Here is a 15,504-nt window from a genome sequence, read left to right on the forward strand (position 1 = left end):
CCATCTCATTAACCACCGACTTTAGTCGGTGGTTAATGAGTTGATGAAAAGTTTCATAAAAAATCAGTTCCCGCTCTGGTTTTTACCCATAATATCCATGCTAAAAATATGAGATCTCGCCCTGTGACAAAGGTGGAAAAGTCGCCACCAACCTACTGAACAAATCGAACGGTATTTAACGAGGTACTAATCAATGGATACATTTTTTGGTAATGAAGCAAAAACTCAATTTGGTAACATGTTACTAAAAGCGCAACGTGCTCCAATCCAGATCAATAAAAACGGAAAGCCAGTTGCCGTGGCTATCTCAATGGATGAGTATGAAAGTATTGGAAGCACTCAAATTGAGATTGTTGCAGTCGAGAACCGCTCGGATCAAAGTTGATATCAGGGCCAGGGCAGGGCGGGATTCCACTTTGTATTTAATTTAATCAAAGATAAGTTGACTACGGAATTCCCCTGACCAAATGGCTCTTCGACGTTTAGCCGCCTGACTGTCTTTTATACTGGTATTCTGTTTAATCACATTTAATGCAATTCGGTTAAAAAGCGCCATTTGTGCAGCCCCATCAGGATCTTTGAGTGAGATAGCATCTTCTCGAAAAGTGACATCTAATACCCAATGCAGCTCGTTTTCCACCGACCAGTGCCTTCTTATTGCCTTAGCCACGATTTCCGCCTCCAACGGTAGCGAGCTGACATACCAGCGTGAATCACGATGGGGAGGCTGACCTTTTACGCTTCGTTCACTGACTACTTCAATAACACTTTGTATTGAAGGCCATTGCCGCCGAAGGACCTCCGGCAATACGGCACGAATTTGCATGACATGCCGAAATTCTGTCCGTCCATGACCGCTATTTTTCTGCGTAAAGTCAACAAGCTCATCACTCTCATAATGCGAAGCAAAATACGATTTGACCCATTCATGGAGGGTCTTTTGATTGCCTTTGAGACCGACAATAAAATCACCGCCGCGCTGAGTAATTAACGCAAGGGTTTCTTTCTGGCAATGCAGGGCATCCATAGTGACAATCGCGCCATCAAGCGCCAGTAATTCAATCAATTGTCTGGCAACCGGACCTTCCTGGCCTTTGCTTTCGGCTGCCTGATGGTATAGGGCTACACCGGATTCAACATCATAAGCACTGACCACATGCAGGGCTTCAAATAATGTCCCCTTACAGGTTCCTCTCAGGGTTTTTCCATCAATGGCGATAAGACTTTTTCCTGCCCTGACCCGACGCTGGTTGATCCAGGCATAAAAGGCTTCAACCAGTGCATCTTGCTCTATCATTTTGATAATATTAGCAATACAGTGACGACGGGGAATACCGTGAGTAAAATGCGTGTATTGTTTAAGCCACTCGCTCTGTAACTCCCCAAATTCCTGAATCGATTTCCAGCCAGAAGCGCCGCATAATACAGCGGAGAAGGCTAAAAAAATCACATCCATTAGCTCATGTTTTTTATTGATGTCAGAACGGGGGTCTTCTATCTTGCTGATAAAATTAAAAATACTCATTATTAGGATCGCTTTTTTATGGAAGAGAGAGATCTTAACGTTTTAATGAGAGAAATGCCTATAAAAAGTCATATTCTGATTTTTATTTAACCAAAATAACCTTATTAAAAATGTGAGATCTCACCCTGATATCAGGGCGGATAACACTGTTGATAGTGAAGTATTTTTTAATGAATTGGAATCAGGCTAATATGACTAGACCTTAAAATTTAAGGAGAAGCAAAATGTCTACTGTCGAGCTTAATCAGTAATCTATTGCTGTTGACAATTGCGGTAGAGTAATACGGATGTGTTTTTAAGCTCTAATAGCTTATCTGAATAGCTATTTTATTTGCTATGTTGGCCCTAGGCAGGGCATTGGAACCCTCACATACTACGTGTACGCTCTGTCCGTGACCAATGGAAATATAACAAACAATCACTATGTCGAGGTATTTACATTGTATAAATTAATTAAACCTGTGCACGGAGTAAATGGCTCTCCTATATCCATAGCCCCCGGATATCCTGATCTTGAAGACCAATTTAACGAAATGGGGATTCCTTCTATCCGAGCGCATGATCTGTATGGCCCAGGGGATATCGATAATGGTACTCATGATGATTTAGAAACATCGCAATATCAACTTTTATTAATGGTACCAGAAGATAAAAAAGGGCATGGCCGGAAAGTTTACGCCGATTTGACAAATAAGAGGTCTATCTTTCCAAATGCCAGAAACGGAATGAAGAATAATAGTTTTGAAGAGGCTGTTTCACAAGCAAATTACGAACCTACAGATGCTTATTTTAGAAAAATCATCAACAATGAAAGGAACTCCAATCCTTATCTCAAGAGAGAAGTGATGTGTCGAATAGGTAGGTCATTATTGGGAAGTGCAAACCCACCAGAAAATTTTCAAATTTATGCTATGCTGGCGGCGGAATTAGTAAAGCGGTATTCAGTTAACTACATGAATATTGGAATGAAGAGTCCAGTAAGGTATTATCAAATATGGAATGAGCCTGATTTAGGAGGCTTCTTTGCCAATTCAGACCCAAACGTTTATTACGAATTTTATGGTACTGTCGCACGCGAAATCAAAAAGGTAGCACCGAATGTGTTGGTCGGAGGTCCATCTGTAGCAGCCGGGCAGGAGATAAACAGTCCCTATGGACGCGGTTTTTTACAAGCATGTAAAGCCAAATCATACCCGCTAGATTTTTATTCCTGGCACCTTTACCTTCACGACAAAGCCGATCCTGTTCAGGTTGCGGCATCAGCCAAGCTCAACAGAAGCCTGCTTGATGTATTGGGATTGAATCATGTTAAAAGTTATATAACAGAGTGGGGAATGACTCCATATACAACTCACGAAACACAGAATAAAATGCAATCAGCAAAGAATGCGGCATTTATTATACAATCTTTGATATTTATGGTATATAGAGATGTGGACAAAGCGTTTTACTACAGAGCTGACGGCGGCACACTAGGTATTTTTAATGATGAAAATAGGTACACCTATCCCGCGCAAGCATTTTATTTATTCAACTTAATGTTTGAAACGCCATATTATATATCTAACATTGACATACAATTGGAAAATGCTAGATATGGGTATATTGAATTGGAAGGGCGCAGTGAATCCCATTCTTCGCCTCGAAGAAGGAAGTTATTAGTATCAACTTATCTTCTTGATAAAAACTTCCTCAAAGAAGAATATCAGTCAAAAAAATACAGGCAATATTACCTGGATACAAATCGGGATGTTGACAATATTCAAGATCAATACAGTATTGACAAATGGTTTGGCGGGAAAAATCCTAAGAATATGTATAGTAAAAATATTAAAAAAGAGATAAATAATAACCACGGTCCAAACCCCTCCAACCCTGAATATAATAGATATAGTTTTTCCGGTCACAATGCCATAATTCAAGACCCACGAGAGCCTAGGTATGCCACTGCTTATATTATTACCGAAGGAGGTCAGTTGGACAATATAAGGCCAAGTCCAGTAGTGAGTGAAAATATAAAAAGATACCCAGTAAAAACCAATATTGGAATATCTTGGAAGGTTGTTGTGGAAAATATTCCAAAAGACTCGGTAGTACTTCTGGATGTTGAGTATTCCTGATAGCAGTGCCATGGCTTGGTGAACTACATTTTTGGGATCTAAGGTAGGGCTTTAGTGGAAAGATTTACTCTGAGCCGCTATTTGCAATAGTGTCCGCCGACCAGCGCCCCTGGTCGGTGGGATGGCACCAGTACCAGCGTATGCGCTTTTCCATTTCCGGGATATAGCACTTTGCGTCGTTACAGATAAAGACCTTTTGAAAAATTGCACTTGTATCATAGTAATTATGGTGGTTAGCTTATTAGTCGAGTCCGCCATAATATTCATATAAAACAAATAATTAAAAATATATCTTCATATGCAATGAACATAAATTGCGTTGTTTGAGTGAAATTTGCTCTATGTAAGGTATATCCTCTTAAAACAAATGGTTGAAGTGATAAGGGTTATCATTACCATTATGCGGTAAGGAGAATACTCCGATAACAGCGGCAAAAAATTGCTAAAGAAAAATATGAGGTCAACTATGACAAATAGTGTTGAAACCTTCTCTCTGAATGAAACTGCATGGCAAGGAATCACCATCACAGAGAGAGCCGCAGCACAGATCCTAAAATTGATGCAGCAGAACCTACAAAGTAAAGGGTTATATCTGGGGGTTAAGCAGTCAGGATGTGCCGGCTTTGGCTACGTGTTTGAGATGGTTAACGATCCTGCGCCTGATGATTTACTGTATGAAAATGAAGGGGCATGTCTGTATGTTCCCCTGAAAGCCATGCCATTTATTGATGGAACTGAAGTTGATTTCGTTCGTGAAGGTTTAAATCAGATATTTAAATTCAATAATCCAAAAGCTCAACATGCCTGTGGGTGTGGTGAAAGCTTTGGTATATAAGTGTACCAATATATGTCTCAGAGCAATGTAGAAATCAGCGATGATGTGCAGACCTGGCTCAGCGATCATCGTTATAAAGAGGGTTTTTTCACTCAGGTAGCGACTGATGAGTTGGCTAAGGGGTTGAGTGAAGATGTTGTGCGGGCAATTTCCGCAAAACGCAATGAGCCTGAATGGATGCTGGCGTTTCGGCTGGAGGCTTATCGTCATTGGCTGGGAATGGAAGAGCCGCACTGGTTGAAGGCGAATTACCCTAATCTCGATTACCAGGACTATAGCTATTATTCAGCGCCTTCATGCGGTGCCTGTGATGATAGTTGCAGCTCGCAATCCGGTGCTATGCAGGCAACGGGTACAGAGCAAACGAATAATTATTTGACGGCAGAGATTGAAGAAGCATTTGATAAGTTGGGTGTTCCTGTGCGGGAAGGTGAAGCTGTCGCAGTAGATGCTATTTTTGATTCAGTTTCTGTCTCAACAACCTATCGGGATAAATTAGCGAAAGAAGGCATTATTTTTTGCTCATTCAGCGAGGCAATACAGGAATACCCTGAGTTAGTCCGTAAATATCTCGGCAGTGTGGTTGCAAGTCACGATAACTTCTTTGCCGCGTTGAATGCCGCAGTCGCTTCTGATGGTACTTTTGTTTATGTGCCAAAAGGGGTTCGGTGCCCGATGGAACTCTCCACCTATTTTCGTATTAACGCGGCGAAAACCGGTCAATTTGAGCGCACCATTCTGATTGCTGATGAGGGCAGTTATGTCAGCTATATAGAGGGATGCTCTGCACCTGTACGTGACAGTTATCAACTGCACGCCGCTGTTGTGGAAGTGATTATCCATAAAGATGCCGAAGTAAAATACTCCACGGTACAGAACTGGTTTTCAGGTGGTGACAGTGAGGGGGGAATTCTTAACTTTGTGACTAAAAGAGCATTGTGTGAAGGTGAAAATGCCAAAATGTCCTGGACGCAATCAGAAACGGGTTCAGCAATTACCTGGAAATATCCGAGTGTGATCCTGAAAGGGGATAACTCGATTGGCGAATTCTTCTCTGTTGCCCTCACTAATGGCACTCAACAGGCAGATACCGGCACCAAGATGATCCATATTGGCCGTAACACCAAATCAACCATTATTTCAAAAGGTATTTCTGCCGGCCGTAGCCAGAACAGTTATCGTGGGTTGGTAAAAATATTGCCGGGAGCGGAAAACGCCCGTAATTATACCCAATGTGACTCCATGCTGATTGGTACTGAATGTGGCGCGCATACATTTCCCTATGTAGAAGTACAGAACAACACTGCGCAACTGGAGCATGAGGCGACAACTTCCCGCATTGGTGAAGATCAATTGTTCTATTGCCTGCAACGCGGCATTAGTGAAGATGATGCGATTTCAATGATCGTTAATGGTTTCTGCAAGGATGTGTTCTCTGAACTTCCCCTTGAGTTTGCCGTTGAAGCGCAGAAATTACTGGCAATTAGCCTTGAACATAGCGTCGGGTGAGTTCTCCCTGTTTCCCTTTTTTATGATTGAACGTTAAGCCGTTCGAAGGCATGTAATATGTTAAGTGTTAAAAATTTACGAGTCAGTGTGGAAGGTAATGAAATCCTGAAAGGATTAAATCTTGAAGTTAAACCGGGTGAAGTTCATGCCATTATGGGACCGAATGGCTCCGGTAAAAGTACATTATCGGCAACGTTAGCTGGCCGTGAAGAGTATGAAATTGATGATGGTGAAGTCATCTTTAAAGGAAAAGATTTACTTGAATTTGAACCGGAAGAGCGGGCTGGTGAGGGGATTTTCCTGGCTTTTCAATATCCGGTGGAAATTCCGGGTGTCAGTAATCAATTCTTCCTGCAAACGGCAGTGAACGCTGTCCGTGAATATCGCCATCAGGAGCCGCTGGATCGCTTTGATTTTGCCGATTTTATCGAAGAAAAAATAGAACTGCTAAATATGCCGCAAGACTTGCTGACACGTTCAGTCAATGTTGGTTTTTCCGGTGGTGAGAAAAAACGTAACGATATTCTGCAAATGGCCGCGCTGGAGCCGACACTCTGTATTTTGGATGAAACAGATTCAGGGCTGGATATTGATGCCCTGAAAATTGTTGCTAATGGTGTGAATTCCCTGCGTGATCCAAACCGCTCATTCATTATTGTGACCCACTACCAACGTATTTTGGATTACGTGAAACCTGATTTTGTCCATGTGCTTTATCAGGGGCGGATTATTAAATCCGGTGATTTCAGTCTGGCGAAAAAGTTGGAGGAGCAAGGCTATGGCTGGCTTATTGACCAACAGTGAAAAAGTTGAAAAGACGTGTCAGGTTGCGGAGCGTAATCAGCAAGCCTTAGCGCGTTTCGCTGATTTGTATCATTGCCGTCATGGTGATGATTCATCTCATGCCAGTCTGCATTGGCAGCAAGTGACTAAAACCCGGTTTCCTCAATTCAGACATGAAGATTGGCGCTATACTCCGCTGGAACAACTGTTAAGTCAGCAATACAGTGGCAAAACTTGGGAATTGACAGTAGCACAATGTGAACAACTGGCGATTCCGATGGATTGCTGGCGTATCGTTATGGTGGATGGTTGTTTTTCTCCTTTGCTAAGTTCTTGTGAATTTGGGCCGTATCAGTTGAGTTTACTGGATAATAAAAGTAGGCTTCCGGCGCCGATCCAGAGTGAGATTTTTCTGCATTTGACAGAAAGCCTGGCTCAACAGCCTTTGGTCATAACATTAAAAGCCGGGCAAGTTGCGGAAAAACCCCTTTATTTGCTGAATATAACCAGTGGTTATTGTGGTGAAGCATTAAATACCAGCCATTACCGTTATCACATTACTGTGGGAGAGAATGCCGGCGCCAGAGTGATTGAACATTTCGTCAGTACTGATGAGCAGCAACCCCATATGACAGGAAGCCGGTTGACCGCAGAAGTGGGGGATAACGCCAGCTTAACCCATATAAAACTGGGCGTTGAGAATAGTGCAAGTTACCACTTTGCACATAACGATATTGTGGTTGGCCGTGATGCCCGAGTGAAGAGCACCAGTTTTCTGTTAGGTGCCGGGCTTGGTCGACACAACACTAGCGTTCAGCTTAATGGTGAAGGGGCGGATCTGTCGTTGAACAGCTTGTTGTTGCCGCAAGGAAAAGAGGTCGCTGATACCCGTACCTATCTGGAACATAATAAGGGTTATTGTGAAAGCCGCCAGTTACATAAAACAATTGTGATGGATCAGAGTAAAGCGGTATTTAACGGCATGATCAAAGTGGCGCCTCATGCATTGAAAACCGATGGGAAAATGACCAATAACAACTTGTTATTAGGTAAACGGGCAGAAGTGGATACCAAACCACAACTGGAAATTTACGCGGATGATGTGAAATGCAGTCATGGTGCGACCGTTGGCCGGATAGATGAAGAACAGCTGTTCTATCTGCAATCACGTGGTATCAGCCGGTGTGATGCGCAACATATGATCGTATTTGCTTTTGCTGCTGAACTTACTGAGTCTATTGAAGATGAAGCTCTGAAAACCGTTGTTATGAAACAGATTAAACAGCGTTTAGCGGGAGTGAAAAAATGACCTTCTCTGTAAAAAAGGTGCGACAGGATTTCCCGATACTCACTCAGCAGGTCAATGGGCATCCACTGGTTTATCTTGATAGTGCCGCCAGTGCTCAAAAGCCGGTTTCGGTTATCGAACGGGAAAGTGAATTCTGTTTACACCAGTATGCGGCGGTTCACCGGGGAATTCATACTCTCAGTTCTGCGGCTACCTGTATGGTTGAAAATGTGCGCCACCAAATGGCGCAATTCATCCATGCTCAAAGTGATGAAGAGATTGTTTTCGTCAAAGGTACGACGGAAGGGATTAATCTGGTAGCTAACAGTTATGGCCGCAAATTTATCAAGAGTGGCGATAATATTGTGATTACTGAAATGGAACATCACGCCAATATTGTTCCGTGGTATATGTTGGCGGAACAAATTGGGTTTGAAATCAGAGTGTGGTCACTGAATGAAACTGGTGAGCTGGATCAATCGGTTTTAGCATCCCTGATTGATTCACGTACTAAATTACTTTCTTTTACTCACCTGTCTAATGTACTCGGCACAGTGAACCCTGTACGTGAAATTATACAACAGGCAAGAAGAGTGGCTGATGAGCAGGGGGGGCAGTTACATATTCTGGTTGATGGCGCTCAGGCCATTATGCACAAGAAAGTTGATGTGCAGGATCTGGGTTGCGATTTCTATGTTTTTTCCAGCCATAAATTATATGGACCAACAGGAATTGGCGTGCTTTATGGGCGTAAATCCCTTCTGGACGCAATGCCACCTTGGGAAGGTGGCGGAGCAATGATCAAACACGTCAGCTTGCAAAAAGGGATAACCTATGCGGAACCACCATGGCGGTTTGAAGCGGGGACGCCGAATATAGCGGGAATTATTGGGCTTGGTGCCGCAGTTGATTATGTCACTTCACTGGGGCTGGATGAAATTCAGCAACATGAACAAGCGCTGATGGATTATGCAATGACCCGGCTGAAAGAGATCAGGTCACTGAAATTATATGGTCCTGAGCAACGTCAGGGCGTTATCGCGTTCAACCTTGGCCGCCATCATGCTTATGATGTGGGAAGTTTCCTTGATCAATATGGAATCGCTATTCGTACCGGGCATCATTGCGCACTTCCGCTGATGGAACATTATCACGTTTCCAGTATGTGCAGGGCATCGCTGGCGATTTATACTACGCAAGAAGAGATTGATGCTCTTGTTGCTGCATTGCAGCGGATAGAAAAACTGCTTGGTTGAGACGGTCATAGATCGAAAGAGTGATATAAGGAAAAAGTCATGGCAAGTTTGCCCGACCAAAATAGATTGTTACGTAATTTTTCCCGCTGTCAAAATTGGGAAGAAAAATATCTCTATATGATTGAACTGGGGGCGAGGTTGTCCCCACTGACTGACGAACAGCGTCAACCTGAGCATTTAATCGCCGGTTGTCAGAGTCAGGTGTGGATTTTGCTGAGGAAGAATAACCAAAGCAAAGTGGAATTTGTTGGAGACAGTGATGCCGCTATCGTGAAAGGGTTGGTTGCGATGGTTTTTATTCTTTTTCAGGACAAGACGCCTCAGGAGATTCTGGATTTGGATGTGGCTGAATATTTTGCAAAACTTTCTCTGGAGCAACATTTAACACCATCACGTACACAGGGGCTGCATGCGATGATATATGCCATCCGCAATACGGCAAGTAAAATGGTTTAAGTGGCGGTCTTACGTGTTTCTTTTGCGGCTGATAATATACACGGTCGCGACAGGTGAATAAGGCTTCAACCTTTCGCGCTTAATTTATCCGATAACATTCAGAAGTCATTCCAGGAAGCGAGCATGAAACGAGTTTTAACGTTTATCGGCATGTTATTGTTAAGTGCGCTGACTAATACCGTCAGCGCTACAGAATATACCTTGCCACCTGCCAATAGTCGTTTAATTGGCGAAAATACGACATTTGTTGTGCCAGATGACGGACGTTCTCTGGAGGCCATTGCCGCCGAATATAAAATTGGATTACTGGCAATGCTGGAAGCTAATCCCGGTACCGATCCTTATTTGCCTGCTCCGGGTTCTGAACTGATTATTCCATCACAAATGTTGTTGCCTGATACACCAAGGCAGGGGATTGTGATTAACCTTGCTGAACTAAGACTTTACTATTTCCCTAAAGGAAAAAACAAAGTCATCGTTTACCCAATTGGCATTGGACAGCTTGGTCGTAACACACCAGTGATGACAACATCGGTAAGCCAGCTAATTAAAGATCCAACCTGGACGCCGACTAAGAATATCCGTAAGCATTATGCTGAACAGGGGATTATCTTACCTGCGGTTGTTCCTGCTGGCCCGGAAAACCCAATGGGGGCATTTGCATTGCGTTTAGCCGCTGGGCGCGGAGAATACTTGATTCATGGCACAAATGCTGATTTTGGCATTGGTATGCGGGTGAGTTCGGGTTGTATTCGTCTGCGTCCTGATGATATTGAAGCTGTGTTTAACACGGTTTCCCGTGGAACCAGAGTACAGATTATCAATGAAGCCGTTAAGTATTCTGTCGAGCCGGATGGTAAACGTTATATTGAAGTCCATCAGCCGTTGTCTAAAAAAGAGGGAGATGATCCACAGACATTACAGATTGTCCGATCAGCCGGTTTGAACAAATTCATTGATAATAGCAAGACAGATAAAAATATTGTTGAACAAGCTATTGTACGCCGTTCTGGTATGCCGGTGCTGGTAAGTGAAAATACACAGCCTGAAACACAACAGGATCTGCGGGAAGGAAATAGAGTGCTGATGGAAGACGATGCTAAAGATGCAGAACAAGAAGTCAATGAAGGTGTATCAGAGTCGTTTAAATTACCGCCATTATATCAGCCTGGGCCAATCTATCGGGAAAATTAATATTTTATTGCAGACAGGGAGGTCAGCGAATATTTTTCTGACAGAGCTTCATGATAAAAAAACAGCGCACAGATGACCTGTGCGCCATTTTTGTACTTTATTACAAAAAATTATTTTTTGTAGGAACGAACTTGGTTATCCAGACGCTGATTTGCACGAGCTGCATCGTCTTTAGCGGCTTGAATGTCAGTACGAACTGCATTCACGTCATTGCTCAGTTGATCAACTTTTGCATTCAGAGTCTGAACGTCAGAAGACAGTTGGTCAACTTTAGCAGTGCTTGAACAACCAGCCAACAGAGTAGAAGCCAGAACTACTGCACCCAGTACAATTTTAGTACGATTCATTATAATACCCTCTAGATTTAAGTTAATCTCCAAGTAGCCATATAAGTATTACACAAAGTTTTTTAGAAAGAGAATAAATTTTTGTCATGAAAACCAATTATTTCAAATTTTCTCTTTAGTAGGTGGGTAATTTTCATCTGAATGTAAAAAAACAAAACGATTGAGTAACATTTTAATCAAAGAAATCCTATTCCATAAGGGGATGATATTCTCCGAAATAATTTTAGTTAAAAATTCTTATAAATAAACAACCACTACATCGAAGCCATCTTGTGTCTATTGAGTCATAGGGATCTATCTTACATGGAGATATTCCTCATACATAAGTCTAGGGTTTCGCTTAAAACAAATTTGTTAACTGAATCTTATTGTAGATAAGCATCTTGACAATACTCAGGTTGAATTCTAGGCTCAGATTCAAACTGGTAAGAGGAGTCTTCTATGCTAATTGATCAATCCAACGAGTATTTTAACATCACCGTTGACAACGGGGTCGCTCATTTGCAGCTCAGTCGTCCCGAAAAGGCAAACAGCCTGGCGCTGGCGTTCTGGAAACTATTTCCAGAGGCGATAGAGCAACTCAGTCGCTCAGGAGAGGTGCGGGCAATGGTGATCTCTGCGCAAGGTAGCGCATTCTGTGGTGGGCTTGACTTGCAAATTTTCGCCTCCAGCAAAGAAACCCATACGACTAATCCTAATGAGCGGGAAGCGATGCAGTTTAGCTTATTACAAATGCAGGAGGCGATAAATGTATTGGAACGTGCCCGCTTCCCGGTCATTGCCGCAGTACAAGGAGCATGTCTCGGTGCAGGATTTGACTTAATTTCTGCATGTGATTTTTGTTTTGCTTCTGAAAATGCGAAATTTCGCATAGAGGAAACCAATATCGGTATGATGGCTGATTTAGGTATCCTTCAGCGTCTGCAACATCTGATCCCTGGTGGTATGGCTCGTTATCTTGCACTCACAGGGGATACACTGAATGCCGCTCAGGCTCATGATTTAGGACTTGTGGTAAAGATCTTCCCTTCTGCGGAAACATTGATCGAGGGGGCTTTAGCGACTGCCCGACGTATAGCGGATCGGCCCCCGATTGCTATTAACGGGGTTAAACGGGCTATGCTTTACAGTCGTGATCATGGTGTTTACGAATCATTGCAACAAACAGCACTTTTGCAAGCTTCGATTTTTAGTCGTCAGGATATTTTGTGCTCTATTCAGGCAAAAGCGTCCGGAACAACAAGTGAGTTCCAGAATTTAAACGAAGTAGGGAAAGCTTTCGAGGAGCCATGATTAAAACAGAGATGTCGATAACATGCAAAATGGGTTTTCCGCAAATGACATAATGCTGGGGAACATCATCGTGGTTGAGGGTTAAGCCATTTTCTTATCAGGGGGAATAGAAGATGGCGTCATTACTACACAGGTTCGAATGAATAGGGCAGTACGATTGAATGGATAGAAATGTGGTGGAGACAATGACGATAATTAAAAAGGTTTTGAGCAAAGGGGATAATATTTCAGAGTATATAGAGAGTCTTGTTATTTTATATTCGTTAATGAGGTTTGCTGTTTTTGGAATCTATTTAAGGTTGACGGCCACATATTAGTTTTGTTTTACTCTCATTCGCATATTATGAATGAGAATCACTCTTCCTTACTATTGTTTTATGTCTTCGATTGCGGATTTGAAAATGACCTTAGATGTGACGGATATAATGTAATTAAACTAATAATAACATGAACATAACGTTTTCATTGAGAATTGACTACTTGATGGTGCATGAATAGCCCGATTAATTATTTATATCCCTTAACATCCGGTTAGGAAATACCTGATCTGATTTGTTGTTTTCCGGATTTATTATGACTGACTCCTGAATTCTTATTCGGTTTTAGTTCCGTTCGGCTTTGAATGTCGTCGCCTGCCAGCGAGCGCAGGTGATGACAGTGAAACCATACAATTAAACCTTCCAGCGATGACATTCTCTCTGAATAAAGATATCCAGTGAACAAGGATTCACTCTTGTTAATGCTTTGATACCATCTGTAATGCGGTCCTCAGTACCTGATGCGATATCACTATCCATTGCTGAAAGGATTTTTGAGTAGGTTTCATCCAGTCCATTTTGTTGTCTCTATTGGCGCATGGCCATACGAGGTAACTTACTGAGTATAAAAGATATTGAGTTACAAACTGGGGCTATTGTGGCAGCATTGAAAGTGCTCTTGTAAAAATAGGGTAAAAACATAGTGTTATGCCATTAGCGTAGGTTTTCACACCATTGGACCTCAAACCTCTGTGCGACATGAAGCTGTATAAATTGTTGTTCTCCGAGTTGAGAGAACCGCCTGTATCATAGGATCCTGAATATAATGCCCTGAAACACCACCATGTTTGCGGTGTTTCAGAGATAAATCTACATATCAAATTAAAGAACGTGGACAGATGATGTATTGGTTGTACCACTTGGCACCAGAGCACCAGATACCATAACCACGATTTCGCCTTTCTTCGCCAGCCCACTGACCAGTGCTGCTTCTTTACCGATGCGATAGAAATCGTCGGTAGATGCGATTTCTTTAACGATTTGAGTGGAAACACCTTTAACTAATAGCAATTGGCGTGCAGTCACTTCATTGGTGGTCAATGCCAGAATAGGTGCACCAGGGAAGTATTTACGGATAGATTTAGCAGATTTACCACCATAGGTTGCGACTACAATCAGAGGGGCTTCCAGCTTTTCGGCTGTTTCAACGGCACCACGGCATACCGCTTCGGTCACGCGTAATTTACGGCAATTGACAGCTTCAATGCGGCTTGGCATGACACGATCTGTGCGCTCACAAATTGTTGCCATGATAGTTACGGCTTCTACCGGATATTTGCCTTTTGCACTTTCACCGGAAAGCATAACTGCATCAGTACCATCCAAAATGGCGTTAGCTACGTCACCGGCTTCGGCACGGGTAGGGCGTGGGTTTTTGATCATGGAATCGAGCATTTGAGTTGCAGTGATAACAACTTTGCGGGCCATGTTACATTTTTGGATCATCATCTTCTGGGCGAAGATAACTTCTTCTACCGGGATTTCAACACCGAGGTCACCGCGGGCAACCATGATCCCGTCAGAAGCTTCCAGTATCTCATCAAAGTTGTTCAGACCTTCCTGATTTTCAATCTTAGAGATAATTTGAATATTTTCACCACCGTGCGCTTTCAAATGTTCGCGGATTTCCAGAACGTCAGAGCGTTTACGGATGAAAGAAGCGGCGACGAAATCAACACCTTGTTGGCAACCAAAGACCAAATCTTGTTTATCTTTTTCTGCCAGGGCAGGCAGGCTGATAGATATACCTGGCAGGTTAACACCTTTATTTTCACCTAAATCACCGTTGTTCAAAACCTGACAAATGACTTCTGACTGAGTGACTTCTTTAACTTTCATACCGATCAAGCCGTCATCAACCAGAACGGTGTTACCTGGCACCAGATCCGCAGGGAAACCACTGTAAGTTACAGCAACGCGGTCTTTATTACCGATAACGGTTGTGTCGGTGGTAAAAGTGAAAGTCTGACCAGCAGTCAGGGATACATCATTGCCACCTTCCAGCTTCATGGTTCGAATTTCAGGGCCTTTAGTATCCAGCAGAATAGCTGCTTGTTTACCTGTCTTAGTCATAACTGAACGGATATTTTGAATACGCTGGCCGTGCTCTTCATAGTCTCCATGCGAAAAGTTGAGGCGCATAACATTCATGCCTGCATCCAACAGTTCGGTCAGTTTTTCTTCGGATTCTGTTTTTGGTCCGATAGTACAAACAATTTTGGTTTTTTTCATGACAACTTATCTACAGGTTTTAATGGATAAAATAGTGAACCACCCACTTTATGGTTTGCGCAGATACCATAGGGTGCTGAATGTTGCGCAACATCATTAAGGACAGGTGACGGGGAAGACATGCAGTGTTTTTTATGTGAAATCAGGCATATGTAATTATGTGAGCTTATGCATACTATCAATCTGTAATTTTTCAGCATTCAGCAAATTAATGTGCTGAAACCATTCAACTATAAATTGGGCCGTATTATAGAGATTTATTTCTGTGAAATGAATCAAAAAATGAATATGTGAATTAATTATAACGTTAGGACGACGAAATAACGCAAATAACAGCAGGGATTGTAAT

12 protein-coding genes and 1 pseudogene are annotated in these 15,504 nt (G+C 42.6%); 10 read left to right on the forward strand and 3 right to left on the reverse strand.

What is annotated here, in order from left to right; genetic code table 11:
- The first annotated feature begins 193 nt into the window (after window positions 1-193).
- A pseudogene (locus tag VY86_RS18410) lies at window positions 194-431 on the forward strand (type II toxin-antitoxin system Phd/YefM family antitoxin).
- Here the strand turns inward: VY86_RS18410 and VY86_RS18415 are convergent.
- The gene (locus tag VY86_RS18415; RefSeq protein ID WP_046973727.1) at window positions 428-1,525 is read right to left on the reverse strand and encodes an ISAs1-like element ISPlu18 family transposase; all 1,098 of its coding nucleotides are present in this window, start codon (window positions 1,523-1,525) and stop codon (window positions 428-430) included. The pseudogene VY86_RS18410 and the gene VY86_RS18415 sit on opposite strands and share 4 nt — an antisense overlap.
- Window positions 1,526-1,965: 440 nt before the next feature.
- Here VY86_RS18415 and VY86_RS18420 point away from each other — a divergent pair, with 440 nt between their 5' ends.
- From VY86_RS18420 to VY86_RS18455, 8 genes are all read left to right on the forward strand, one after another.
- Window positions 1,966-3,645, forward strand: coding sequence for a GH39 family glycosyl hydrolase (locus tag VY86_RS18420; protein ID WP_046976028.1), 1,680 nt, complete (start codon window positions 1,966-1,968; stop codon window positions 3,643-3,645).
- Between the two features lie 466 nt (window positions 3,646-4,111).
- Window positions 4,112-4,480, forward strand: a complete 369-nt coding sequence (sufA, locus tag VY86_RS18425) for a Fe-S cluster assembly scaffold SufA (protein WP_046976029.1) — start codon at window positions 4,112-4,114, stop codon at window positions 4,478-4,480.
- Between the two features lie 12 nt (window positions 4,481-4,492).
- Complete coding sequence (gene sufB, locus VY86_RS18430) at window positions 4,493-5,989, forward strand: Fe-S cluster assembly protein SufB (protein WP_046976030.1); 1,497 nt, start codon at window positions 4,493-4,495, stop codon at window positions 5,987-5,989.
- Window positions 5,990-6,046: 57 nt separating this feature from the next.
- On the forward strand, window positions 6,047-6,793 hold the full coding sequence (sufC, locus tag VY86_RS18435) for a Fe-S cluster assembly ATPase SufC (RefSeq protein ID WP_036840518.1): 747 nt from the start codon (window positions 6,047-6,049) through the stop codon (window positions 6,791-6,793).
- Window positions 6,768-8,081, forward strand: coding sequence for a Fe-S cluster assembly protein SufD (sufD, locus tag VY86_RS18440; protein ID WP_046976031.1), 1,314 nt, complete (start codon window positions 6,768-6,770; stop codon window positions 8,079-8,081). Before sufC ends, sufD begins: the two co-directional genes overlap by 26 nt.
- Complete coding sequence (gene sufS / locus VY86_RS18445) at window positions 8,078-9,316, forward strand: cysteine desulfurase SufS (RefSeq protein ID WP_046976032.1); 1,239 nt, start codon at window positions 8,078-8,080, stop codon at window positions 9,314-9,316. The genes sufD and sufS overlap by 4 nt, the downstream gene beginning before the upstream one ends.
- A 39-nt stretch (window positions 9,317-9,355) precedes the next feature.
- Entirely contained in the window at window positions 9,356-9,772 is a 417-nt protein-coding gene (gene sufE, locus VY86_RS18450) for a cysteine desulfuration protein SufE (RefSeq protein ID WP_021325624.1), read from the forward strand.
- 123 nt (window positions 9,773-9,895) lie between these two features.
- Complete coding sequence (locus VY86_RS18455) at window positions 9,896-10,966, forward strand: L,D-transpeptidase family protein (protein WP_046976033.1); 1,071 nt, start codon at window positions 9,896-9,898, stop codon at window positions 10,964-10,966.
- Window positions 10,967-11,076: 110 nt separating this feature from the next.
- Here VY86_RS18455 and VY86_RS18460 read toward each other — a convergent pair whose 3' ends face one another.
- The gene (locus VY86_RS18460) at window positions 11,077-11,313 is read right to left on the reverse strand and encodes a major outer membrane lipoprotein (RefSeq protein WP_036849495.1); all 237 of its coding nucleotides are present in this window, start codon (window positions 11,311-11,313) and stop codon (window positions 11,077-11,079) included.
- 441 nt (window positions 11,314-11,754) lie between these two features.
- Here VY86_RS18460 and VY86_RS18465 point away from each other — a divergent pair, with 441 nt between their 5' ends.
- Window positions 11,755-12,606 carry an enoyl-CoA hydratase-related protein gene (locus VY86_RS18465; protein ID WP_046976034.1) on the forward strand — a complete coding sequence of 284 codons (852 nt, stop codon included), beginning with the start codon at window positions 11,755-11,757 and terminating at the stop codon, window positions 12,604-12,606.
- A gap of 1,139 nt (window positions 12,607-13,745) precedes the next feature.
- On the opposite strand, the gene pykF is transcribed toward VY86_RS18465, so the two are convergent.
- A complete protein-coding gene (gene pykF / locus VY86_RS18470) occupies window positions 13,746-15,155 on the reverse strand; it encodes a pyruvate kinase PykF (RefSeq protein ID WP_046976035.1) in 1,410 nt (469 codons plus the stop codon).
- Window positions 15,156-15,504: the final 349 nt, after the last annotated feature.

This window comes from Photorhabdus thracensis, from assembly GCF_001010285.1.
In the GTDB taxonomy this organism is placed as follows: domain Bacteria; phylum Pseudomonadota; class Gammaproteobacteria; order Enterobacterales; family Enterobacteriaceae; genus Photorhabdus; species Photorhabdus temperata.

What these genes read in the sequence shown, in the direction of transcription:
- VY86_RS18415 (WP_046973727.1), bottom strand. Translation starts at nt 1,525, where the DNA reads ATGAGTATTTTTAATTTTATCAGCAAGATAGAAGACCCCCGTTCTGAC.
- sufA (WP_046976029.1), top strand. Translation starts at nt 4,112, where the DNA reads ATGACAAATAGTGTTGAAACCTTCTCTCTGAATGAAACTGCATGGCAA.
- sufB (WP_046976030.1), top strand. Translation starts at nt 4,493, where the DNA reads ATGTCTCAGAGCAATGTAGAAATCAGCGATGATGTGCAGACCTGGCTC.
- sufC (WP_036840518.1), top strand. Translation starts at nt 6,047, where the DNA reads ATGTTAAGTGTTAAAAATTTACGAGTCAGTGTGGAAGGTAATGAAATC.
- sufD (WP_046976031.1), top strand. Translation starts at nt 6,768, where the DNA reads ATGGCTGGCTTATTGACCAACAGTGAAAAAGTTGAAAAGACGTGTCAG.
- sufS (WP_046976032.1), top strand. Translation starts at nt 8,078, where the DNA reads ATGACCTTCTCTGTAAAAAAGGTGCGACAGGATTTCCCGATACTCACT.
- sufE (WP_021325624.1), top strand. Translation starts at nt 9,356, where the DNA reads ATGGCAAGTTTGCCCGACCAAAATAGATTGTTACGTAATTTTTCCCGC.
- VY86_RS18455 (WP_046976033.1), top strand. Translation starts at nt 9,896, where the DNA reads ATGAAACGAGTTTTAACGTTTATCGGCATGTTATTGTTAAGTGCGCTG.
- VY86_RS18460 (WP_036849495.1), bottom strand. Translation starts at nt 11,313, where the DNA reads ATGAATCGTACTAAAATTGTACTGGGTGCAGTAGTTCTGGCTTCTACT.
- VY86_RS18465 (WP_046976034.1), top strand. Translation starts at nt 11,755, where the DNA reads ATGCTAATTGATCAATCCAACGAGTATTTTAACATCACCGTTGACAAC.
- pykF (WP_046976035.1), bottom strand. Translation starts at nt 15,155, where the DNA reads ATGAAAAAAACCAAAATTGTTTGTACTATCGGACCAAAAACAGAATCC.